At 32.7% G+C, this 22,744-nt stretch carries 22 protein-coding genes; 1 reads left to right on the top strand and 21 read right to left on the bottom strand.

Features of this window, described 5'->3' with window-relative positions; translation table 11 throughout:
• Nucleotide 1: 1 nt before the first annotated feature.
• From Q0856_RS14270 to Q0856_RS14245, 6 genes are all read right to left on the bottom strand, one after another.
• A complete protein-coding gene (locus tag Q0856_RS14270; protein WP_298479307.1) occupies nucleotides 2-328 on the bottom strand; it encodes a nucleotide pyrophosphohydrolase in 327 nt (108 codons plus the stop codon).
• Nucleotides 329-333: 5 nt separating this feature from the next.
• Nucleotides 334-2,346, bottom strand: a complete 2,013-nt coding sequence (locus Q0856_RS14265) for a DUF3857 domain-containing protein (RefSeq protein WP_298506111.1) — start codon at nucleotides 2,344-2,346, stop codon at nucleotides 334-336.
• Between the two features lie 33 nt (nucleotides 2,347-2,379).
• Nucleotides 2,380-4,284, bottom strand: coding sequence for a DUF3857 domain-containing protein (locus Q0856_RS14260; protein ID WP_298506108.1), 1,905 nt, complete (start codon nucleotides 4,282-4,284; stop codon nucleotides 2,380-2,382).
• A 79-nt stretch (nucleotides 4,285-4,363) separates the two neighbouring features.
• Nucleotides 4,364-4,816, bottom strand: coding sequence for a D-aminoacyl-tRNA deacylase (gene dtd / locus Q0856_RS14255; protein ID WP_298506105.1), 453 nt, complete (start codon nucleotides 4,814-4,816; stop codon nucleotides 4,364-4,366).
• The gene (rsgA, locus tag Q0856_RS14250) at nucleotides 4,813-5,766 is read right to left on the bottom strand and encodes a ribosome small subunit-dependent GTPase A (RefSeq protein ID WP_298506102.1); all 954 of its coding nucleotides are present in this window, start codon (nucleotides 5,764-5,766) and stop codon (nucleotides 4,813-4,815) included. The genes dtd and rsgA overlap by 4 nt, the downstream gene beginning before the upstream one ends.
• A gap of 221 nt (nucleotides 5,767-5,987) precedes the next feature.
• A complete protein-coding gene (locus Q0856_RS14245) occupies nucleotides 5,988-6,317 on the bottom strand; it encodes a hypothetical protein (protein ID WP_298479322.1) in 330 nt (109 codons plus the stop codon).
• A 235-nt stretch (nucleotides 6,318-6,552) separates the two neighbouring features.
• On the opposite strand from Q0856_RS14245, the gene Q0856_RS14240 reads away from it, so the two are divergent.
• Nucleotides 6,553-6,972 (top strand): hypothetical protein, encoded by a 420-nt coding sequence (locus Q0856_RS14240; protein ID WP_298479667.1) that lies wholly within the window; start codon nucleotides 6,553-6,555, stop codon nucleotides 6,970-6,972.
• A gap of 53 nt (nucleotides 6,973-7,025) precedes the next feature.
• On the opposite strand, the gene Q0856_RS14235 is transcribed toward Q0856_RS14240, so the two are convergent.
• The 15 genes from Q0856_RS14235 to Q0856_RS14165 form a co-directional block, all read right to left on the bottom strand.
• Nucleotides 7,026-8,108 carry a bifunctional 3-deoxy-7-phosphoheptulonate synthase/chorismate mutase type II gene (locus Q0856_RS14235; RefSeq protein ID WP_298506099.1) on the bottom strand — a complete coding sequence of 361 codons (1,083 nt, stop codon included), beginning with the start codon at nucleotides 8,106-8,108 and terminating at the stop codon, nucleotides 7,026-7,028.
• A 2-nt stretch (nucleotides 8,109-8,110) separates the two neighbouring features.
• Nucleotides 8,111-8,974 (bottom strand): prephenate dehydrogenase, encoded by an 864-nt coding sequence (locus tag Q0856_RS14230; protein ID WP_298479328.1) that lies wholly within the window; start codon nucleotides 8,972-8,974, stop codon nucleotides 8,111-8,113.
• 3 nt (nucleotides 8,975-8,977) lie between these two features.
• Nucleotides 8,978-10,123, bottom strand: a complete 1,146-nt coding sequence (locus Q0856_RS14225; RefSeq protein ID WP_298506096.1) for an aminotransferase class I/II-fold pyridoxal phosphate-dependent enzyme — start codon at nucleotides 10,121-10,123, stop codon at nucleotides 8,978-8,980.
• The gene (locus tag Q0856_RS14220) at nucleotides 10,120-10,947 is read right to left on the bottom strand and encodes a prephenate dehydratase (protein ID WP_298506093.1); all 828 of its coding nucleotides are present in this window, start codon (nucleotides 10,945-10,947) and stop codon (nucleotides 10,120-10,122) included. Before Q0856_RS14220 ends, Q0856_RS14225 begins: the two co-directional genes overlap by 4 nt.
• Nucleotides 10,948-11,320: 373 nt before the next feature.
• The gene (locus Q0856_RS14215; protein WP_298506090.1) at nucleotides 11,321-12,436 is read right to left on the bottom strand and encodes a hypothetical protein; all 1,116 of its coding nucleotides are present in this window, start codon (nucleotides 12,434-12,436) and stop codon (nucleotides 11,321-11,323) included.
• A gap of 73 nt (nucleotides 12,437-12,509) precedes the next feature.
• A complete protein-coding gene (locus tag Q0856_RS14210) occupies nucleotides 12,510-13,592 on the bottom strand; it encodes a serine hydrolase domain-containing protein (RefSeq protein WP_298506087.1) in 1,083 nt (360 codons plus the stop codon).
• Nucleotides 13,593-13,609: 17 nt separating this feature from the next.
• Nucleotides 13,610-14,365 (bottom strand): head GIN domain-containing protein, encoded by a 756-nt coding sequence (locus tag Q0856_RS14205; RefSeq protein WP_298506086.1) that lies wholly within the window; start codon nucleotides 14,363-14,365, stop codon nucleotides 13,610-13,612.
• 9 nt (nucleotides 14,366-14,374) lie between these two features.
• Nucleotides 14,375-15,475: an acyloxyacyl hydrolase gene (locus Q0856_RS14200; protein WP_298506083.1), complete on the bottom strand. Its 1,101-nt coding sequence runs from the start codon at nucleotides 15,473-15,475 to the stop codon at nucleotides 14,375-14,377.
• Between the two features lie 66 nt (nucleotides 15,476-15,541).
• Nucleotides 15,542-16,495 (bottom strand): methylenetetrahydrofolate reductase [NAD(P)H], encoded by a 954-nt coding sequence (gene metF / locus Q0856_RS14195; protein WP_298479349.1) that lies wholly within the window; start codon nucleotides 16,493-16,495, stop codon nucleotides 15,542-15,544.
• Between the two features lie 21 nt (nucleotides 16,496-16,516).
• Entirely contained in the window at nucleotides 16,517-16,993 is a 477-nt protein-coding gene (locus Q0856_RS14190; protein WP_298506080.1) for a DinB family protein, read from the bottom strand.
• 25 nt (nucleotides 16,994-17,018) lie between these two features.
• Nucleotides 17,019-17,264 (bottom strand): hypothetical protein, encoded by a 246-nt coding sequence (locus tag Q0856_RS14185; protein ID WP_298479356.1) that lies wholly within the window; start codon nucleotides 17,262-17,264, stop codon nucleotides 17,019-17,021.
• On the bottom strand, nucleotides 17,257-19,947 hold the full coding sequence (metH, locus tag Q0856_RS14180; RefSeq protein WP_298506077.1) for a methionine synthase: 2,691 nt from the start codon (nucleotides 19,945-19,947) through the stop codon (nucleotides 17,257-17,259). The genes Q0856_RS14185 and metH overlap by 8 nt, the downstream gene beginning before the upstream one ends.
• Nucleotides 19,944-20,225, bottom strand: coding sequence for an antibiotic biosynthesis monooxygenase (locus tag Q0856_RS14175; RefSeq protein WP_298479362.1), 282 nt, complete (start codon nucleotides 20,223-20,225; stop codon nucleotides 19,944-19,946). The genes metH and Q0856_RS14175 overlap by 4 nt, the downstream gene beginning before the upstream one ends.
• A 10-nt stretch (nucleotides 20,226-20,235) precedes the next feature.
• Nucleotides 20,236-21,231 carry a homocysteine S-methyltransferase family protein gene (locus Q0856_RS14170; RefSeq protein ID WP_298479365.1) on the bottom strand — a complete coding sequence of 332 codons (996 nt, stop codon included), beginning with the start codon at nucleotides 21,229-21,231 and terminating at the stop codon, nucleotides 20,236-20,238.
• Nucleotides 21,232-21,363: 132 nt separating this feature from the next.
• Nucleotides 21,364-22,737, bottom strand: coding sequence for a DUF58 domain-containing protein (locus Q0856_RS14165; RefSeq protein ID WP_298506074.1), 1,374 nt, complete (start codon nucleotides 22,735-22,737; stop codon nucleotides 21,364-21,366).
• Nucleotides 22,738-22,744 lie beyond the last annotated feature (7 nt).

Below are 22,744 nucleotides of genomic sequence, written 5' to 3'. Positions count from 1 at the left end.
ACTATTTCAACTTTTTATTATTCTGATGACGGTCATGATCGCGCTTTGTCTTTAATTCTAACTTTTTATCAAAAGCTTGTTGTAAATCTACTCCTGTTTGGTTCGCTAAACACAAAACAACAAATAGTACATCTGCCAATTCCTCTCCTAAATCTTTATTTTTATCCGATTCTTTTTCGCTTTGTTCTCCATATCTACGAGCAATAATACGAGCCACCTCACCAACTTCTTCTGTAAGTTGCGCCATATTGGTAAGTTCATTAAAATAACGAACACCGTGTTCTTTAATCCAAGTATCTACCTTTTGTTGTTCTGCTGTTATACTCATTTGTCTTAAATTTTAGACAAAACTACTTTTTCTGTTTGTTTTTCTATTACAGCGGTGTAAAAATCTTTTAATCCTTGATAATCCTGAGGGCTAATTATTGCTTTATTTAGGCTTAAACTGGAGCTTATCTGAAGTCCTATTGGGGTTTTTGATAAGCTGTATTTAAAATTTCCTAATCCATCTCCTACGGAGACATTAATGGATTGTGGTATAAATTCTACTTGATACCCTTCTGGAATTTTAATTGTTATCATATGTTTATCTTCCCAAGGATATCCGTAATCTATTGGGTAGTCTCTCTTTTCTGTCTTAAAGGGATTTTCTTTTTGCGTAAACCACAACAATGGAGACACGTACATTTTATCTCCTAATATTTCTGCAGCATCTTCCAAATTAAAACTAAAGTTTTCAACAACTGGCTTATTCGGTATTTTTTTATTATCTATACTATATTCCGAAATTTCTATGCCATTATAAGCCTCTTCTAATTTCTCAAGATAAGAATCCTCTGCTAACTCCGAGTTATTAATCCTAAATTTATAAGCAACATAATCTCTACAATTTCTTCTAATCTTTCCTTCTAGATTACCTTCATTAGAAATGGAAGCCATCATCATAACACTTTCCGTTGATTTATGATCTGGTAATAATGACACCGAAGAGGATAGCCCTCCTTCATTAACAATTCTGCCTGCCCAATTCAAAGCCCTTATAGGAAGCATATTAGGCTTATTATATTTACTGGTAGCATCTAAGAAAATATTCTTACCATTCGTATTAACAACCGCAACTACATAATTAAAACCGTATCTTGTAGGGAACAATGGTACCCCATTACTTCTTGTACTTACTAATACTGGTTTTGCATTTAAACCAGCTGCGCGTAACATACTCACTAACATTAGATTAATATCTGCAACATTTCCTGTTTTTAAATCATAAGCTTTTTTTACTCCTTCATCTGTAGAGTAGCCGTAAATATTATTCCAATTCATTCTAGCTTGAACATGTGTAAATACAGCTTCTAATTTTTCCGTTTCGGAAGTTTTTCCCGCTAAAACCTTTGACAAATTTTCTTTATAATATTTTTTAATATCTAATTGCTTTCCAAACTCATCATTTTCATAAATTTTCTTAACAACGCTCTCCCAAGTGGTCGAATAATTTTCAATTGAAGAGTTAGGGAATTTTACATATTGCAGCTCATATTTAACTGCCGCTCTATAATTATTCATACTATTTACATATACCTCTTCCTTTAAAGCAGGAACATCCTTCATCTGTACTTTAGAAACATTTATTTTATAATCTATCTTAGAAGAAGAAAAATCCGTCTTTGTAACATATCCTGAACTACTCCTGTTTTTATTTGTAAAAGTTATACTTCCCGCTTTACTACTCCTATTTATGTCATAAGCCAAATAACCTTTTGTCATATTTTTAAATGAAAAATACTCTGGAATTTCAACCTTTATTTCTTGCTGAACAATAGGAATATCATATTGCAAAATGATTTCATTAAATGAAGAATAAAATGGAGAGCTAACAGTATAATTATATTCTATTACACTACCTTCCTTTAAGTTAGGCATAGTAAATTTTTCTTTTTTATAATATTTAGATGTCTCTTCCTTAAAAATATCCGATTTTTTTAATTTAATCTTTTCAATTTCGTCACCAACTAAATTAAATGTATAAGCCTTAAGGCCCGTTAAACTTTCTCTTGTACCATTAGATTGATACAAACTTTCTACTATTGTACCATGTTTAAAACCCGATTTATTATATATTTTTATCCGTTCATGTACTTCTCGTTCTATTATAAAACCTTTTGATTCTACATATACAAAAGAAACCTTTATATTCCTGTATAAAATTGCTGCGTCTGCGGTGGAATCCTTGGCGTAAATTTTCTCTTTTAATTCTTCTTTAGAAACTTTTCCTAATTTTACTTCTTGAGCAAAAGACGCATGTGTAAACACACAAAATAGGACTAGTATTTTTATGAAATTCTTCATTCTATCGATTTTATACTATTAATTAACACCTTATTATTTTTTAATTAGAACAACTTGGGCTCCGTCATTTTTAGAAATCTTTTTCCTAAAACTCCTATAGTTGCTGTACTTTTCTTTTGGATGCTTGCCAGCCTTTAACAAAAAACGACGCTCATATTTTAATGACTCCCCTTGTTTTAACACTGACATTTTATATTCTCCAAATTCTGATATAATTTCTACTGGCTCGGGGAGAGCTTCAACACCATACCCTTCTGGAATTGATATTACATAACTATCTACATCCTTATACCCTCTCTGAATTTGAAATGGTAATTTCCTAGTACGATACCTTTTGGGAACAAAACTATTCTTATTTAAAACATTGGGGCTAAATAGTATTCTTTCCCCAGAAGGTTTGGCATAATTTTTTGCACTAATTTGAACTTCTTCTGTGAATTTAACCTTCTCTTTATCATTTTTAAATTCATTTTTTTCTAAAATCAAATTATTTATACTAGCCCATGTATCTTGGTAATATTCCAAAATTTTGTCTTTATCTAAATCTTCTATATAAAAACGATTATCATACCTAATTCCTTTTGTTTCTATAACAGCGGAAACCTTAATTGCTCCATCCTCTAACAACTGAATTTCGCCCTCCATTTTTTGTGAATTATTTTCATTAAGATACACTGGTGTTTTAATTACTTCCCCTCCATTAGGTCTAATTACAAATGCTTTTCTATCATCCGTAAAGTCCCCTACAAAACCAAAAGGATGTGTTTGAGAAGTACAATCTATCCAAGTATAACTTTCTCCATTCGGAATGGCTAAAATAGCATGATTTCCTTGCGCCAAAGTTGGAAAATCTTCTTCAAAATCTATCTTATTATTACCGGCTTCAACATGAACATAATAGCTTTTAACTCCTGCGACTTCCAATAAAGCATGAGTATAATTAGATAATCCTTTACAATCTCCATACTTTACCCTATCTACCTCAGAGGCTATAATAGGTTGTATACCTCCAATACCTACTTGTACACTTATATATCTTGTAACACTTTGCATATATTCATATACTAAACGTGCTTTTTCTATATCCGAATCTACATTTTTAACCAAATTGGTAATATGACTTTTTACAGACTCGGGTAATTCACTTCTTCCTTGTAACAAATTAACATACATCCACTCTCCTAATTGCTCCCAGTTTTCCACATGCGCATCATGTCCTTCGTAATGAAAATCTATAAGTCTGGTCATTATTTTAGGTGAAATTTGGTTAAACATAGGACTTAACTGTTCTTTTTTTAAAGCGGAAATCTCTACACCCTTACAATCAATAGACAAAGGAGTTTCGTTAATTTCAATATTATAATTTTCAGTATTTTTTTCTAAAACCCTTGGTTTTAAATCGGCATGTACAAAATTTAATTTAAAATGGCTTAATTCTGCACTCACCCCATAACCATCTAAGAAATTCCATGTTGGTAAAAAAGCAGTATTTTTAGTTTGTATTTCTTTTTCTAACACTATTGTATATGGATATCCTGTAGGTGTATAATCCAAATATTTTACTCTGTAATCAGAGTATAACGTACCTCCGGAAACGGCACTTACATCTTTAAAATCTTTCTCTTTTATTTTTTTGATTTCATTCCCAAAGGCATCATAAACAATTGCTTTTATATACTTAACCTTACTAGAATTACTATAGCCAGCATACGCATTAACATGTTTATTCCCATTTTTATTTAAAACAGTAACTACTCTTTTAGATTTTAAAAGCATGTTATCCTGAGCCAAGATATCAACCACCATTTCATCAAAACGTACAACAGCGTCTGCGTTGTCTTTTAGCTCTTCTTTTATTAAAAGGGAAGAATATTGAAAATCTTGAGAAAATGAATATACACTGCAAAAAAACAGTGCCAAATAGAAAAAAATGCGCATTTGACGGTTATAATTAGTTCGGTTAACTAACTAACGAATAAATACTATTTTTCTTACCTTTTTATAAGAAAAAATAAAATCACTCTTTGTTTTTTGTGTCGATACATATTGTAACAGGCCCATCATTAAGCAAGTCCACCTTCATATCTGCCCCAAAAATACCCGTTCCTACTTTTTTTCCTAATTGCGATTCTATTTCACTTATAAAGCTTTCATACAACGGAATAGCTACTTCTGGTTTAGAAGCTTTTATATAAGATGGTCTATTTCCTTTTTTTGTTCCCGCGTGTAAGGTAAACTGACTTACTACAATAGCATCTCCTTTTTCTTGAAGCAAAGAATTATTCATAACACCATCTACATCATTAAATATTCTAAGGTTTATAATTTTCTTTGCCAACCAATTTATATCTTCTTGGGTATCTAAATCTTCTATTCCTAATAAAACTAAAAGTCCAGTATTAATTTTTGAAATCTCTTTACCTTCTACTGTAACACTTGCTCTAGAAACCCTTTGTATTACTGCCCTCATTTTTTTTCAGAATGAATATCTACTCTATAATTTTCATCTTCTCCAGAAACCATTTGCACATAGCTTTTATACCTACTCCATGCAATATCATCTGTCTCTAGGGCCTTTTTTATTGCGCAATGAGGTTCATCTATATGCAAGCAATTATTAAACTTACACTCTCCTTTTAACGCAAAAATTTCTGGAAAATAGCTCCCTATTTCCTCCTTTTCCATATCTACAATACCAAAGCCTTTTATTCCCGGAGTATCTATTATTCTGGAATTAAAACTTAAGTCGAACATCTCTGCAAAAGTAGTAGTATGTTGTCCTTGAAGATGCTGCTTAGAAATTTCTTTGGTTTTTATACTTAATCCCGGTTCAATACTATTCACCAAAGTAGATTTACCGACTCCTGAGTGTCCTGAAAACATAGAAGTTTTTCCTTCCATCAACGTTTTTACTTGCTCTACATTTTTAGACGTTTTTGCCGAAATACCAATACAAGTATACCCAACTTTTCGGTATAGAGCAGCTAAGTACTTTACTTCTAATAATTCTTCTTCGGTATAAGTATCTATTTTATTAAATAAGATTATCGCTGGAATATGATAGGCATCTGCAGTAACTAAAAAACGATCTATAAAAGCAGTATGGGTAGGCGGATTATTTAAAGTTACCATTAAAAAAACCTGATCCAAATTTGTTGCAATAATGTGCGTTTGCTTTGACAAATTAACCGATTTTCTAATGATATAGTTCTTTCTTTCTTCAATAGAGGATATTACTCCTAAAGTTTCATCTCCAATTTTCTCTACATCAAAATGCACTATATCACCAACCGCAACGGGGTTCGTACTTTTAATTCCTTTAATTCTAAACTTTCCTTTAATTCTACAGTTATAAAAACTACCTTCCTCTGTCTTTACAGTGTACCAACTCCCAGTAGATTTATATACAGTTCCTATCATTTACATTAATTAACAATGCAAAGAAACAATTTTAGTTTTTAAATTGATTTACATTCTTAATCTTTCTGTTTATTAAGCTATTATAGTTTATAACTAAAAAAGGCAACCCAACAATAATTTTCACTTTTATTTGGCTGCCTTTTTATATTTTTAGTTGCAATAAAGAAAACTATTACTTCTTTCTTTACAATATTCTAAAGTTAACTTTGTAAACTAGAGGTCTAATTTTCTGTACAGTCAATTTCAGAAAGCTCCTCTTTAGCATCATCAAAATCCCCATCAAAATCTGCCAGTCCTCTATAACAATCATCAACACCCTCTAAAGCATTTATATAACCGTTAAGTGCAGCTTTGTAACTATTACAATTCTCTACTGTAGGATTCTCATTATAATTACTCGATGCTGTTGTAAACGCTTCTAAATCAGAAGCAACATCTTGTGCCCAGCTCCCATTTAAACATTTAATTGGATTCTTGGAACAATTAAGAAATAACGTTAAAAAAAATAGGGCTAAAATTGATTTACTTACTCTTAAAAAATTTTGTGTCATTTTTGGTTTTTTATGGTATATCCCATGTTATTTATTATTGGCGAAAATAATTAATACGTATCATTTACAAACGTGTTATTGTATAATTTGTTTGTTTCGCTGCGTATTTGACTAAATATGCTCCTATTTTGGTTTTAAATAGTTTTGTTAGAAATAATTTTATAGTCCTATGCAACCTTACCATCTTTTTATTGTCTTTAAAATAAACAAAACAATGAAAAATATAATTTTATTAATGGCATTTGGGCTACTATCCTATTCTGGAATTAATGCCCAAGAATTTAAAGTAATTACAAGTGTAGAATCTATTGTTCCAAGCGGTATGGGACGCTCACGGATAATAGATGCTAAAGAAGAAAAAGACTATGAAACTTACACTTCTACTCAAACAGAGGAGAACAACTCCAGAAACAAATCTAAAAGAGGAGATATCAGGGTAAAGAATTTTGAAGAAACTAAACTTTTAAATTTTTACAACATTGCCGGAATACGATTTCAAAATATTGCCGCCAATGACGCTGTAATATCCTCAAAGTTAAATAAAATGGCTAAAGAAGGCTGGGAGCTTATACACGTACTAAGTGCGGTGGAGAGCGATGCTGGAGACAAAGACGGGCAAGGTATTTTTATAACTCGTTATATTTTTAAAAAATAAACACTTTCCTTTTAAAAAAATAAAAAGCCGGCTTAAAAGCCGGCTTTTTGATATTATTTATTTAAAATCTTTTCTTGATGATTTATAGATTCTTGGTGTATTGCCTTAAACATTCTTAAAACAAACTCCTCACTCAATCCTTTAGATTCTCCTTCTAAGATCATAGCTCCAAGAATCTGATTCCAACGATTGCTCTGTAATACTGCAACGTTTTTTTCTTTCTTTAGCTTTCCAATACTATCAGAAATTTTCATACGCTTCCCTAAAGATTCTATTAACTGATTATCAATCACATCAATCTGCGCACGTAAATTGGCTAAATCTTTAGTATACGCTTCTTCAGAATCATTTTCTTTTCTGATTTTTAAATCTTTCATTATCTGTACTAATGTAGCTGGCGTAACTTGTTGCGCAGCATCACTCCACGCATTATCTGGATCAAAATGAGTTTCAATCATTAACCCATCAAAATTTAAATCTAATGCGGTTTGTGAAACATCAAAAATCATATCTCTATTACCTGTAATATGAGATGGATCGTTTATTAATGGTAAATCAGGAAATTTGTTTTTAAACTCAATTGCCAATTGCCACTCAGGAATGTTTCTGTACTTTGTTTTTTCGTAAGTAGAAAAACCTCTGTGTATTGCCCCTAAGTTTTTTATCCCTGCAGTATATAAACGCTCTATACCACCTAACCATAAAGATAGGTCTGGGTTAATAGGGTTTTTTACTAACACTATTTTATCCGTACCTGCCAAAGCATCTGCAATTTCTTGCATAATAAACGGACTTACAGAAGTACGAGCTCCAATCCATAATAAATCAATATCATGCTCTAATGCAAGTTCTACGTGTGCTCTATTAGCAACTTCCGTACAGGTTTTCATTCCCGTTTCCTCTTTTACTTTCTGCAACCACTTAAGGCCTAAAATACCAACGCCTTCAAAATTCCCCGGACGAGTTCTTGGCTTCCAGATACCAGCTCTGTAATAGCTTACATCTGTATCTTTTAATTCATGAGCAATCTTTAACACTTGCTCTTCTGTTTCAGCACTACATGGCCCTGCTATTACTAGTGGATGATCTAGCTGCATGTCATCCAACCATGTTCTCATTTCTTTTGAATTCTCCATTTTTATTTATTCTTTGTTTGTGGTATTCCGTTTAATATTTCTTTAATTTTATTGGTATTATTCATTTCATTATAAATGCCCTCATAATCGTCTGCAAGGAGCATTTTTTTAAAATCTGTAAGGTTATTAATATAGCCTTCTAAAGTCTCTATGACATTTTCTTTATTCTGTTTAAAAATAGGTGTCCACATTGCTGGGGAACTTTTTGCCAAACGTACGGTGCTTTCAAAACCACTGCCCGCCATGTCAAAAATATCACGTTCATTCTTTTCTTTCTCAATAACCGTCTTTCCTAACATAAAGGAACTGATGTGTGACAAATGTGATACGTATGCTATATGCTTATCATGTGCCTCTGGATTCATATACCGAATACGCATACCTAAGGTTTGAAAAAGTTCTAACGCTTTTTCTTGTAATTTAAATGCTGTTTTTTCTACCTCGCAAATTATATTGGTTTTTCCTTCATATAGTCCATTAATAGCTGCTGAAGGTCCTGAAAATTCCGTTCCCGAAATTGGATGGCATGCTAAAAAATTTCTCCTTTTAGGGTGATTTTCCAACACTTTACATATTTGTAATTTGGTGGAACCAGCATCAAAAACCACACAATCGTCATTAACAGCATCTAGTATTTTAGGCAACTCGGCAATCATAGCGTCTACCGGGATACTTACCACAACAATGTCTGCAAGAGATAATTGGCTATAATCTGCTTTTTCATCAATAATGCCTAAAGATAAAGCCTGCTCTACATGTTCCGCGCTAGAATCTATACCGTAGATAGTCGTATTTGGTACAAGACGTTTTACATCTTTTACTATAGACCCCCCTATTAAACCAATACCTATTACAAATACATTCATTTTTTAAAATCTTGCTATTGCTTCTTTTATTTTTTCTTCTTTTACACAAAGTGAAAAGCGTATATACCCTTCTCCGTTACTACCAAAAATAGTCCCTGGAGCTATAAATATATTTTTATCGTACAAAACATCATCTACAAAATCTTCTGACGATTTTGCTCCAGCTGGCAATTTTGCCCAAACAAACATGCCTACTGCATTCTTATCGTAAACACAATTTAATTTATCTGCTAATTGAAACATTAAATCTCTTCTAGAAGTATATACTTGATCTAAAGAATTAAACCAATCTTCTCCACTATTTAATGCTGCAATTGCCCCTTTTTGAATACCGTAAAACATCCCAGAATCCATATTGCTTTTTACCTTTAAAATAGCATTTATATGTGTCTTGTTTCCTAAAACCATCCCTACACGCCAACCGGCCATATTAAAGGTTTTACTTAAAGAATTTAACTCTAAAACAACATCCTTAGCATTCTCTAATGCCAGTATACTTGTTGGGTTTTTACTTAACACAAAACTGTATGGGTTATCATTAACCAATAATATATCGTTTGCTTTTGCAAAAGCAATAAGTTCTTGCAATTTTTCTTTAGTTGCTGTTGCTCCAGTAGGCATATGCGGATAGCTCACCCACATTAATTTAACTTTAGATAAATCTTGTTTTGACAAATCTTCTAAATCTGGAAACCAATCTTTTTCTGCTGTTAAATTATATTGTTTTGGAACTGCTCCTACTAATTTAGTCACCGAAGTATATGTTGGATATCCAGGGTTCGGAATTAATACCTCATCACCTGTATTTAAAAAGGCCATACTAATATGCATTATTCCTTCTTTAGAACCCATAAGAGGCAATACTTCATCTTGCGGGTTTACAGAAACACCAAATTTATTCTTATAAAAATCTGCAATAGCCTCTCTTAATTCTGGCAAACCTTGGTAGCTTTGATATTGGTGAGCTCCATTATCTCTTAAAGAATTAGTAACTGCCTGTATAACTCCTTCTGACGGTGCCAAATCGGGACTACCAATACCCATATTTATAATTGGCTTTCCATCTGAAATTAGCCCACGAACTTCTCGTAATTTTTTAGAGAAATAGTATTCCTCAACTGTTTTTAATCTATCCGCAGTGCTAATCATACTCTTCCATTTTTATATTCTCCTAATACTTTAAAATCTTCGGACATTATTTCTAAAAGTGATTTTGCTTTACTAAAACTAGAATACTCTTCAAATTTTATATCTACAAAAAAAGCGTATTTCCAAGGTGTTTCAATAATAGGTAAGGATTGAATTTTTGTGAGATTCAAATTACAATCGCTCATTACATTTAAAACTGCTGCTAAACTCCCTCTTTTATGATCTGTAACGAAACGAATAGACGCCTTATTAATTTCTTCTTTAGGTAATTCCTTATTTGTTTTTTTTACAATAATAAACCTGGTAGAGTTGTCTTTTATAGTTTGTATTTCTGGAGCAATAATTTCCAAATCATATAACTCGGCTGCTACCATTGGTGCAATTGCCGCAACATGCTTTAACGATTGTTCTTGAATCTGCTTTGCTGTTTCCGCAGTATCCACATCTTCTACCAATTTAATATGTGGATAGCTTTTAAAATAATCCTTACACTGCAGCAATGCCATTGGATGTGATCTTACCTCGGTAATTTGGTCTATAGATTGTCCTTTAGACACCATAAGGTTATGATGAATATTTAAATAATACTCCCCAATTATATGCAAATTATTATGATAAACTAAAGCATAATTAGGGATTATAGAACCTGCTATAGAATTTTCAATAGCCATTATTCCCTTATCTGCTTTACCTTTCAATAATTGCTCTACAAGAAAATCAAAAGACATACACTCTAACAAGTTAACATCATCCCCAAAGTAATCTCTTGCCACTTGGTGATGGTTAGATCCTTTTATTCCTTGTATAGCTATATTTAATTTCATGCCCTCTTAATTACTGCATTTCAAAACAGTTTGTTATTCACTTTTTTACAAAAAAAAAGTTCCGATTTTATCGGAACTTTACTCTATTTATATTTTAAAATATACTAGAACAGCTCCGCACTTCTCTTAAAAAAGAAGTAAAAGGTAAAACCGTTCCAGAAATATTGCTTTGTCATTTTTTATTGTAATACGATGGCTAAAGTAATAATTAAATTTAATAATGAAAGCTTTACATTAATTTTTTATTTATTTACAAATATTTAGGCCAATAAGCAATAATTTTTTTGCATTTAACCATTATTGTTGCGAATAACTAAAAATAAAAAAAGACTCCCAAACATGAGAGTCTTTATCTTAATAGATATTATTTCTATTATTTTTTACTGAAATGATACTCATCAATTTCTTCTACATCGTTAAAAATCTCAGTTTCAGAAATTACTAACTTATTCTCGGTGATTGTTGCTTGTCCGTCAAAAATTAAATACCCATCCTCTTCAACTCCAGGCACTGTTTGATTATTGTAAGTTTCTGTATATTCAAATTCTACTAATGTTAGTCTACTCTCCTCAACATCATAAGCCCAATTACCTTGAGAAGCATACCTTACTTTATGATTCTCAATTACTAACTTACACGAGTCTATTGTAGCATCCCAGTCATAATCGCTACTGGTTTCCTCTGAAACATAGGAATAGGTACCGTCACTTTTTATTGTTAGTTCTAAACCATCAACAGTATAACAATATTCCGTATTAAATTCTTTAGTTTCTCCACCAGCACAGTTCACGGTACGGGTATCAAAATCATCGCAATCGGCCTCGCCAACATTGATTGTTTCTCCCTTATATATTTCTTTTGTATAGCTCCAATCCGCAACCAAGTTAATATTACCACCCCAAGATTCTACTGTTACGCAAACTTCTGATGGCTGACTAACATTACCTTGACCATCATAAACACAAATTACATAACAAAAGGTACCTGCAGTAACTTCTGATTCAAAATTTACATCAATAGAAGTATCCTCTCCTTTTGCTGTTACGTTTCCTTTATCCGATTTTTTACTAGTAAAAAGACCTCTTTCTATAGTTTTCGGTGCCTTATTATAAACATTGTTTGTAGCGCCGGAAGGAATATCAAAATAAGAATCTGCCATTCCGTTTTCATCTTTCAATTGTACATAAGCCCCTGCAAAACCATCTGGCGCCTTAAACTCTATATTAAAACCGTTGGTTTGAAAAGCAGTTTGTTTGTCGTAATCTAAACTGAATTCTAAATCTCCATTGGGAACAGGGCTTCCTTGAACTTTAGTAGCACCATCAATACTTACTCCATTAGTTACTGCTGCAATATCTAACAGAACTTCTTCCTGCTTATTTACTCCGTCCGGATCTGGGTTGCTGTCCAATTTATTTTCATCATCTTTAGAACATGACATTGCTGCAATTGCTAAACAACCCATTAAGAATACATTTGCTTTTTTCATATTTTTTGGTTTTTATGGTTAAATCCTTAGCAAAAACGAAGAACCTTCTTACTTTACTGCCAACCAAAAAATATTATGCATTCCTCTTTCTGTTCATTAGAATAGAAATCACCTCATCTAACTCTTCTTGAATCTTAGGATTGGTACAATTTACTAAGATCGAAAACACTAGTTGCTCATTTGGATATACGTAAAAATTAGAGTAACCTCCTATTCCGTTCCCTACATGTCCAAAATAATCGCGCCCTGCTTTATCTTGACTTACTTGCCAACCCAAACCATAATAAGTTGGTTTATTGTTGATGACTTCCGTAGTTATAAATTGTTTTAAAATACTTTCTTGTAATACTCTTTTATCTAAAAAAGCTTGTCCAAAATTTGCTATATCTACTGCTGTAGAAAGGAAACCTCCCCCGGCTAATTTGTAATAATTGTTTACAGGGACAGCTTCTCTAAACCCTAATCTATTTTTTGAATAAAAAGAAGTAACATTAGGGTAATTAGCACCTTTAACTTCTGCAACCGTATTTTTTAAATGTAAAGGTTGCAAAACCTTTTCAACCACGTACTCTTCAAAAGGAAGTCCGCCAGCTTCTTGCATTGCTAGAGAAACTAAAACCCAATCGAAACTATTATACAAATAATCAGTACCTGGTTTAAAAAGCAAGGGGTCATCCTTAAATATTGAAATACTTTCTTTTATAGAGTAGTCTTTATTTAGCCCATATTCTATTCCTTTATAACCTCTGATTCCTGCAGTATGGCTTGCTAATTGGCGTATGGTAAAATCCCACTCTTTTTGAGGATAATAAGGAACGTAGTTAAAAAAAGAAGCATCTAAATCTATCACCCCATCTGCTACCATATGCGCCAAAGCTATTGCAGCTATAGGTTTAGATACACTCGCTATTCTAAATTGAGTATTCGCGGGGTCTATTATTTTTTTTGTTTCTAAACTAGTATAACCATACCCTTTTTGAAATATTGTTTTTCCGTCTTCTAAAACGGTTATTGCCAAACCTGGTATTTTCTTTTGCGAAACTAATCTTTGAAGTAACTCATCTGCTTGCGCCAATCCTTGCAACGAAGTATCTTTACCAATAATTTTTTTGGTTAAAAATATTCTTTTTAAATACCTTGTAATAGGATTATTCATAGGAGCCCTTTCCTTTTTTAGTCTTCAAAAATTAAACTACCGGTATATAAGGTTTCCACCGAAACATTTGTAGGCTCATTAAAACTCCTTACATCTCCTGTGCCTCGTAGTATACCACTTAATGCTTCTACTGGGTAAACCAAAAAATCATTAGAACCTCTATGATTAAACATAACATTCTTTGCTATAAGATTTTCCATTTCCATTCTAGAATCTCCAGAAGCAATTGTTACATTTAAATTTTCCGTAGCACCGCTTAATTTAAAGAAAGAATTCCCGTTTACTACCACCGAAAGATTATTGGTATTTACTTTTAAAATAAATTCTCCATCGGTTGTATCTGCCTTCGGTTCTCCGTAACTTTCTGAAAGTAATACTAAATTACTAAAGGACAATTCGCCTTCATTTCTAATTGGCCAACTTGTACTACTTCGTATTTCTGTAATATTTGGAGCGGTTACATAAATTTTAGTAACTCCATAATCTCTAACAAAATTGCAGTTATTCTCATCTCTCAGCACTAATCTCCCATCTTCAACTACGGCAAAGACTTCTTCTTTTAAAAACTCTCCCGTTTCTATTTCCACCTTCTGTTCTCCTTGCTTAAGTATAAGCTCTATATTTTCGAAAACAGTAATCTTATTAAACTCAGATACGATTATCTCTTCTTTACCAATAATTCCTGCTGCCTGAAAACAATCTGGAGCACTTGAAGAAGTACATGCAAAGTTCAAAATCAATACCAAAACGAATATACAATTACCCTTTTTCATTTCTATTTTTTAAAACCGAAGCCCTACTCCAAACTCAAAAGCTTCGGCATTAGCAGCATGAGACTTTAGGGTAAATTCAGCAAATACTTTATCTCCTAAATATCTTTTTAAACCTAACCTATTATACATTCTACCTTCAAAATCGAAAGGATAATATACATAATAGCCCAGTTGCGTAGTAACTGACAATTTATTAATAAACAGCTCATGACCCACAAATACACCAACTCGCTTATAATCTGTATCTGCCGAAACATTATTTTCGGGAAAGGAAATACTTTGAAAACGTATATACTCTTTTAAAAATCTAGAAAAGAAAATGTCCGTTCCAAAATGAAAAGCACTTTTTCTACCAATGCGCTTGTCTGCATAAGCAGACACAACGTAAAAAGGGTATTGCCCCATTCCTTCCACATCACTGCTATTAATTCCTGCTCTTAACGCTACATTATATTTTACTGATTCTTTAAACTTTAACTTTGTAACTTTTTCTTTATAGGGTATTTCTTTACCTCCACTCAAATCATAAACAAACCCTGCATTAAAAGCCAAAGTATTTGTAGAGGTGTTAGGGGATTTAAAACTTCCATTAGAATAATGAATTAAAGAAAGTCCTGCTTTAAAACCTAAGCCTTTATAAATATTTTCTTTGTGATAGTTTAGCATAAAATAAACTGAGGCCATAATGGAGGTTCCGTACGCATTGTTTCTAAAGTTAGTTTCCTTGTCATAAGGATTCGTATTATACGATATTCCTGGCCCTATTCTTAATTGCAAGTTTCTTTTTAAATAATACAAACTATAATGTAGAAAAACCCCATAATGTTCTCCTAAAGTACTATTATTCATATTCTGATATATGAACGAATACCCAACATCTGGATAATTATAAGCCCGCTCCCATTCTTCTTGCCCAAAGGTTTTTTTATTAAAACTTAAAATAACACCATCTGGATGATTCGTAATTAAGTGCGATATACTTGGATTATGCCGCAGTACAGAACCATAAAATGGACTAGCATCAATGGTGTATTTTTTTGCAAGTTTCTCTTCTTGTGACAAACAAGAAAAAAAAGATAGTACTGTAACTAAAAAGAAAACTAGTCTCATAAACCGCAAAAATAGGAATTTGAGACTAGTCTTTTTTCTATTCTTTTGAATAGATATTTTTTTTATTTAAAACAACTCTTTTGCAATTGAGTATACGTTATCTGATTTCCCCATAGAATAATAATGTAATACAGGAACACCAGCCTTCTTTAATTCTTTAGATTGTTGTATTGCCCATTCTATTCCGACTTGCCTAACTGCCTTATTGTTTTCGCAATTATCTACGGCATCAATTAAATCTTGCGGTAAATCTATTTTAAATACCTGTGGTAATAATTGTAAATGCCTTTTCACCGCCATAGGCTTTATACCTGGTATAATAGGCACATTAATTCCCATTTTTTTTGCTGCCTCCACAAACTCAAAGTACTTTTGATTATCAAAAAACATTTGCGTAACTACATAATCTGCACCAGCATCTACCTTTTCTTTTAATCTTTTTAAATCAGATTGCAAAGAAGGAGCCTCCAAATGTTTTTCCGGATAACCCGCCACACCAATACAAAAATCAGCATTATTCTCCATCGGAGTATCATCATGTAAATATTGGCCAGAATTTAAATTTTGAATTTGTGAAACAAGCTGAGTAGCATAGGTATGCCCACCCTTGGCTGGAGTAAAATACTGCTCTTCTCTCATAGCATCTCCTCGCAATGCCATAACATTATCTATCCCTAAATATTGACAATCTACAAGAACATATTCTGTTTCTTCCTTTGTAAACCCTCCACAAAGAACATGAGGTACAGTATCTACATTATACTTATGCTTAATAGATGCACAAATACCAACAGTCCCCGGACGCATACGTGTTATTTTCTTATCTAACAAACCTTCTTTATTAACATATACATATTCCTCGCGAGAGGTAGTAACATCTATAAAAGGAGGATTAAACTCCATTAAAGGGTCTATATTATTATATAATTCCTGAATGTTTTTCCCTTTTACCGGAGGTACTATTTCAAAAGAAAATAATGTTTTTCCCTGTGCGTTACTAATGTGATCTGTTACTTTCATTACTCTAAACTTATTTCCGTATTATACTTTTCTTAATTGACTTCTGATTAAGTTAATTTGCCCCAAATGATAAGCATCGTGTTGTAATATTCCATGCAACATATAGCTATTGGTGTACTTTTTACCTACTGTATTTTCTTTTAACCAAGATACCTTCTTTTCGAGAATTAATTTTTCTAATTCTTCTTGAGAAGCTCTTAGTTCTGCTAATATTTCCTTTTTCTCTTCCTCATTGGATACTGAAACGTTTTCCCTCCAATCTTCTTTCGTTTCCAATTCAATATCAAAAGAAGCGTTTTCTTTTAATTTTTCAATTACAAAACCTCTCCAATTTATCATATGATAAACAATAGATGCTATAGAGTTTGAAGTATTTTCTGGTCTTAAATTCCAGAATTCAGGAGAAATATTTTTCAAAGAACCCATAATAGAAGTTCCAAACCACGGCTCCCCATTATATAACCCTTTACTTTCCTCTACCAAACTCTTTATATCCATATCACTGTAAAACAATATATTTTAGTTATAGCAGCATAGATTTAACAGCGCTATAGCTCTCTTTATACTCCCAATATATCCACCTACCATCTAAATAGTCTGTCAAAATATACTTATCACTAACCGATTTTATTCGATTTACAGCTACTATTTTTTTTGAAAAACCATCTACAACAAAGTCCTCCATTATTTCCTTATTATTAGCATCATATCCATGGCTAACACTATAACTACCTAAAGAAACTTCAATATATTTTTTCATATTACTCATCCGAAATATTTGTTGCTAACCATTTCGTTGCTTCTTCTAATGACATTCCTTTTCGTTTTGCAAAGTCTCCTACTTGATCTTCCTTTATTTTTCCTAAACCAAAATAACGAGCTTCTTCATTAGCAAAATAATAACCACTAACACTAGCCGCCGGCCACATTGCTAAACTTTCTGTTAACTTAACACCAATCTCTTTCTCTACATTTAACATTTCCCAAATAGTTAATTTTTCTAAATGGTCTGGACATGCTGGGTACCCAGGAGCTGGCCTAATACCTTTATAAGATTCGTTTATTAAATCTTCATTTTCTAAAGACTCATCTGCTGCGTATCCCCAATAATTTACACGTACTTCTTTATGTAAATACTCCGCATAAGCTTCTGCCAAACGATCTGCTAGTGCTTTAATTAAAATGGAATTATAATCGTCTAAATCCTTTTTATACGCATCTGCAATTTCATCTACACCAAAACCGGTGCTAACACAAAAAGTTCCTATATAATCTTGCTTCCCTGTACTCTTTGGAGCTATAAAATCTGCTAAGGCATAGTCGGGCACTCCTTCCCTACGTTTTAGCTGCTGACGTAGTGTTCTAAATACAAATGTTCTATCAGCATGGGTAACTTCTATATCATCTACCCCAACCGTATTTGCAGGAAACAGACCAAATATGGCTCTAGCTTTAAATAGTTTTTCCTTGAATATCTTCTGTAGCATTTGTTGGGCATCAGCAAACAACTCAGTCGCCTGTTCTCCTACAACGTCATCCGATAAAATGGCTGGATACTTTCCATGTAATTCCCATCCTCTAAAAAATGGAGACCAATCTATATAAGGTTCTAGTTTCTTTAAAGAAATATCTTCTATAACCTGAATTCCTAATTGATTTGGCTTTATTATTTTAGATGCATTCCAATCTATTTTAAAACTATTCTCTCTAGCTTCTACAATAGTTTTATATTCCTTTTTCTTTGTTCTCTTTAAAAACTTATCCCTAAACTCTTCGTAATCGAGTTTAATACCGTCCTTATATTTTTTTGAATTCTCTTCATGCAACAAATCACCAACTACTGTAACCGCTCTAGAAGCATCATTAACGTGCACCACGGCGTTACTATATTGAGGATCAATTTTTACAGCGGTATGTGCCTTGCTTGTAGTTGCCCCTCCAATAAGTAATGGAACTGAGAAATTTTGCCTCTCCATTTCTTTGGCGAGGAAAACCATCTCATCTAAAGACGGTGTTATTAGCCCACTTAGACCAATAATATCAACATTTTCTTCTTTAGCTTTATTAATGATTTGCTCTGGAGGCACCATTACCCCCATATCTACTATCTCGTAATTATTACAAGCCAGCACTACGCTTACAATATTTTTACCAATATCATGAACATCCCCTTTTACAGTCGCCATTAATATTTTACCATTCCCTTTTGAATCCCCAACTTGTGGATTTTTAAGTTTTTCCTCTTCAATATAAGGTAACAAATAGGCTACTGCTTTTTTCATCACTCGGGCAGATTTTACTACCTGCGGCAGAAACATTTTACCACTCCCAAAGAGATCACCAACAACATTCATCCCAGTCATTAAATGGCCTTCTATTACTTCAATAGGTTTACCTACGCTTAAACGAGCTTCTTCTATATCTTCTACAACATATTGATCTATCCCTTTTACTAAAGCTCTGGTAACTCTATTCTGTAAAGGCTCTTCTCTCCAAGATAAATCTACCTTACTTTCTTTTGCTTTACCTACTACAGATTCTGCAAAATCTAACAAACGCTCTGTAGCATCTTCTCTTCTATTAAGAATAACATCTTCTACATGCTCTAATAAATCTTTAGGAATATCATCATAAACCTCTAGCATAGCTGGGTTAACAATACCCATATTCATTCCTGCTTGGATAGCATGATACAAGAATACAGAATGCATAGCTTCCCTAACAGGATTGTTTCCTCTAAAACTAAAAGAGACATTACTTACCCCTCCACTAACACTACAATGTGGTAAATTTTCTTTTACCCACCTTGTTGCCTCTATAAAATCTATTGCATTTAGCTTATGCTCATCCATTCCTGTTGCCACAGGAAATATATTTAAATCGAATATGATATCTTCTGGAGCAAAATTCACTTCATTTACTAAGATATCGTAAGATCGTTTGGATATTTCTAACCTACGTTCATAATTATCGGCTTGCCCAACCTCATCAAAAGCCATTACAATTACGGCTGCTCCATATCTTTTTATAAGCTTTGCTTGATGAATAAATTGTTCCTTCCCTTCTTTTAAACTAATAGAATTTACAACACATTTTCCTTGAACAACTTGCAGACCTGCTTCAATAATATCCCATTTAGAGCTATCTATCATAATAGGTACCCTCGCAATGTCTGGTTCTGCGATAACTAGGTTTAAAAACTTAACCATAGCCTCCTTGCCATCGATAAGTCCGTCATCCATATTAATATCTATAATCTGGGCTCCACCTTCTACCTGATTACGAGCTACATCTAAAGCCTCTTCAAATTTTTCTTCTTTTATTAAGCGTAAAAATTTCTTAGACCCTGCAACATTGGTACGTTCACCAACATTTATAAAGTTAGTTTCTGCAGATAGAACCAAAGGTTCTAGTCCACTTAATTTTAAATATTTTGGCTTTTGGTTGCTCATTTATAATGTAATACTTTTGGAAAAGGCTCATAAAAATGATGTAACAACTTTTTCCATTCTTGATATTTTTCACTTTTCCTAAACCCTATTTCGTGATCTTCTAAGGTCTCCCATTTAACTAATAATAAATATTGATTTTCTTCTTCAATACATTTTTTCATTTGATGAGAAATATACCCTTTCATTGATGAAATTATCAATTCAGCTTTTTTAAAATTCTCTTCAAAATCTCCAGACATTCCATCTTTAATCTTCAATTCTGCTATTTCAATAATCATTTCAACAAAATTATGATACTTGCCTAGGTTTATATGCTTTTACTACTTCTGCTATTGCTGAAATATGCTCTGGAGTTGTTCCACAACATCCTCCCACAATGTTTACCAAATTTTTTTCTGCATACTCCTTTATTTGAGAAGCCATTTGCTCTGGAGTTTCATCATACTCGCCAAAAGCATTTGGCAAACCTGCATTAGGGTGCGCCGATATTGCATGATTTGTTTTTGCAGAAACAACTTCTAAGTGCGGTACTAATTGATCCGCTCCTAAGGCGCAATTAAAACCTACAGATAAAATTGGAATATGAGATACAGATATTAAAAATGCTTCTGCTGTTTGCCCTGATAACGTTCTACCTGAGGCATCCGTTATGGTTCCACTTACCATAATTGGCACATCTATACTACGTTCTTCTTTTACTTCCTCAATTGCAAATAATGCTGCTTTTGCATTAAGAGTATCAAAAATAGTTTCTACCATAAGAAGGTCTGCTCCTCCATCTAACAAAGCTTCTACTTGCTGTTTGTATGCCACTCGTAACTCCTCAAAAGAAACAGCTCTATACCCCGGATCATTTACATCTGGAGACATACTTGCTGTTTTGTTAGTAGGACCTATACTCCCAACCACATAACGAGGTTTATTAGGTTCTTTTTCTGTAAACTCATCTGCAACCATTTTTGCTATCCGTGCAGATTCATAATTTAAATCATACACCAATTCTTCCATGTCATAATCTGCCATAGCAATGGTAGTACTAGAAAAAGTATTTGTTTCTACGATATCTGCTCCTGCAGCAAAATATTTTCTGTGAACTTCTGCAATAGCTTCAGGCTGTGTTAAAGACAACAAGTCGTTATTTCCTTGGACAGGTGATTTCCAATCTTTAAAACGTTCTCCGCGAAAATCTTCTTCTGTAAACTTATAGCGCTGTAACATAGTTCCCATTGCCCCATCTAACACTAAAATTCGTTCTTTTAATAAATCTTGAATATTCTTTTTCATAGCAATTGAGTCTCCTAGTTAGTACAAAAATTACTTTAAATTTTAGGATTTGCTAAGGTAGACTATAGCGTAGTTTTTACCAAGCCTAAAAACAGTATACAACAGGAATAAAAATAGATGTTAAAAAATGAACTACAATACCCCTTTAGCCTTTATTTCCAAATACTTATTTATAGTATCTATAGTTAGATTTTGTGGTTCGGTAAGAATAGTTTGAATTCCAAATTTATTAAGTTCAGCCACTATTAATTTTTTATCATAGCTAAATTTTTCTGCGATAGTTTTGTCAAAAATTTCTTGTGTATTTTTAGCTTCTTGTGTTTTTAGAGACTCTAACTCTGTATTTTTAAAGAAAACCACAACCAACATATGGCTTTTATTAATAGCCCTTAAATAATTCATTTGGCGATGAACAGCATCTAAACTACCAAAATTTGTATACAGTAATAACAAACTTCTAGTTGTTATTTTTCGCTTTATATGTCCATACAAATTCCCAAAATCAGACTCACTGTAATCGGTAGTTACATTATAAAGAGATTCTTGAATCAAATTCATTTGCGCATTTCTACGCTCTGCTACTACAAAATTTTCTGGTTTTTTAGAAAAGGAAAAAATACCAGCTTTATCCTGTTTACGAACTACAACACTACTTATTACCAATGCTGCATTTATGGCATAATCTAACAAACTAAGGTTCTCAAAAGGCATTTTCATTACCCTTCCTTTATCTATTATCGAATATACTTGTTGCGATTTCTCATCTTGGAACTGATTAACCATTAACTGGTTTCTTTTAGCCGTGGCTTTCCAGTTAATATCTTTTATATTGTCTCCTTGTACGTAATCTTTAATCTGCTCAAACTCAAAAGAATTTCCAATTCGTCTAATTTTTTTTATTCCGAATTGTAAACTACTCTGATTTAAAGAAATTAAATCGTACTTTTTTAATTGTAAAAAACTCGGGTATGTTTTCACCATTTGCGATTCTCCAAAAGAAAATCGACGCATTGCAAAACCAATTTTACTCGAAGTATATACATGTAATAAACCAAAAATATACTCCCCCCTCTCTACTGGTCTTACTTTATAATTTAGCTGCTCTTTTTTACCTCCCGAAATTATTACCCGCTTATTAAAATTGCGTTGCTGAAATTGCATTGGCAATTCATCGATTACCGAGCAGTACATTTTTAAAGAATAACCATTAACTAAGTTTACAGCAATTGTATTCTCATCTCCATTAGAAAATTTCTCAGGTAATTCTCTACTGGCTTCGATTCCTCTTTTGGTACCAAAAAGAACGAAAACATCTACCAAAACTAAAACCGCAAAAACAAAAAGAAGGAATTTAGAAAGTGCCAACAAACTTGGAAAAATAAAACTCAGTACAAAAAGTACTATAATTCCAAACATCGCATAAAAAAACCGATTGTTTAAAAACAAGTTCTTAAAAAATTGTACGACTGGCATTCTTGAAAATTCTGATGTTTGCTTTTTGGCCATGAATCTT

The sequence above is a fragment of the uncultured Maribacter sp. genome (assembly GCF_947496775.1).
Taxonomy (GTDB): Bacteria; Bacteroidota; Bacteroidia; order Flavobacteriales; family Flavobacteriaceae; genus Maribacter_B.
Note: the sequence above shows the minus strand (reverse complement) of the source record. Positions and strands in the feature narration are given on the sequence as shown.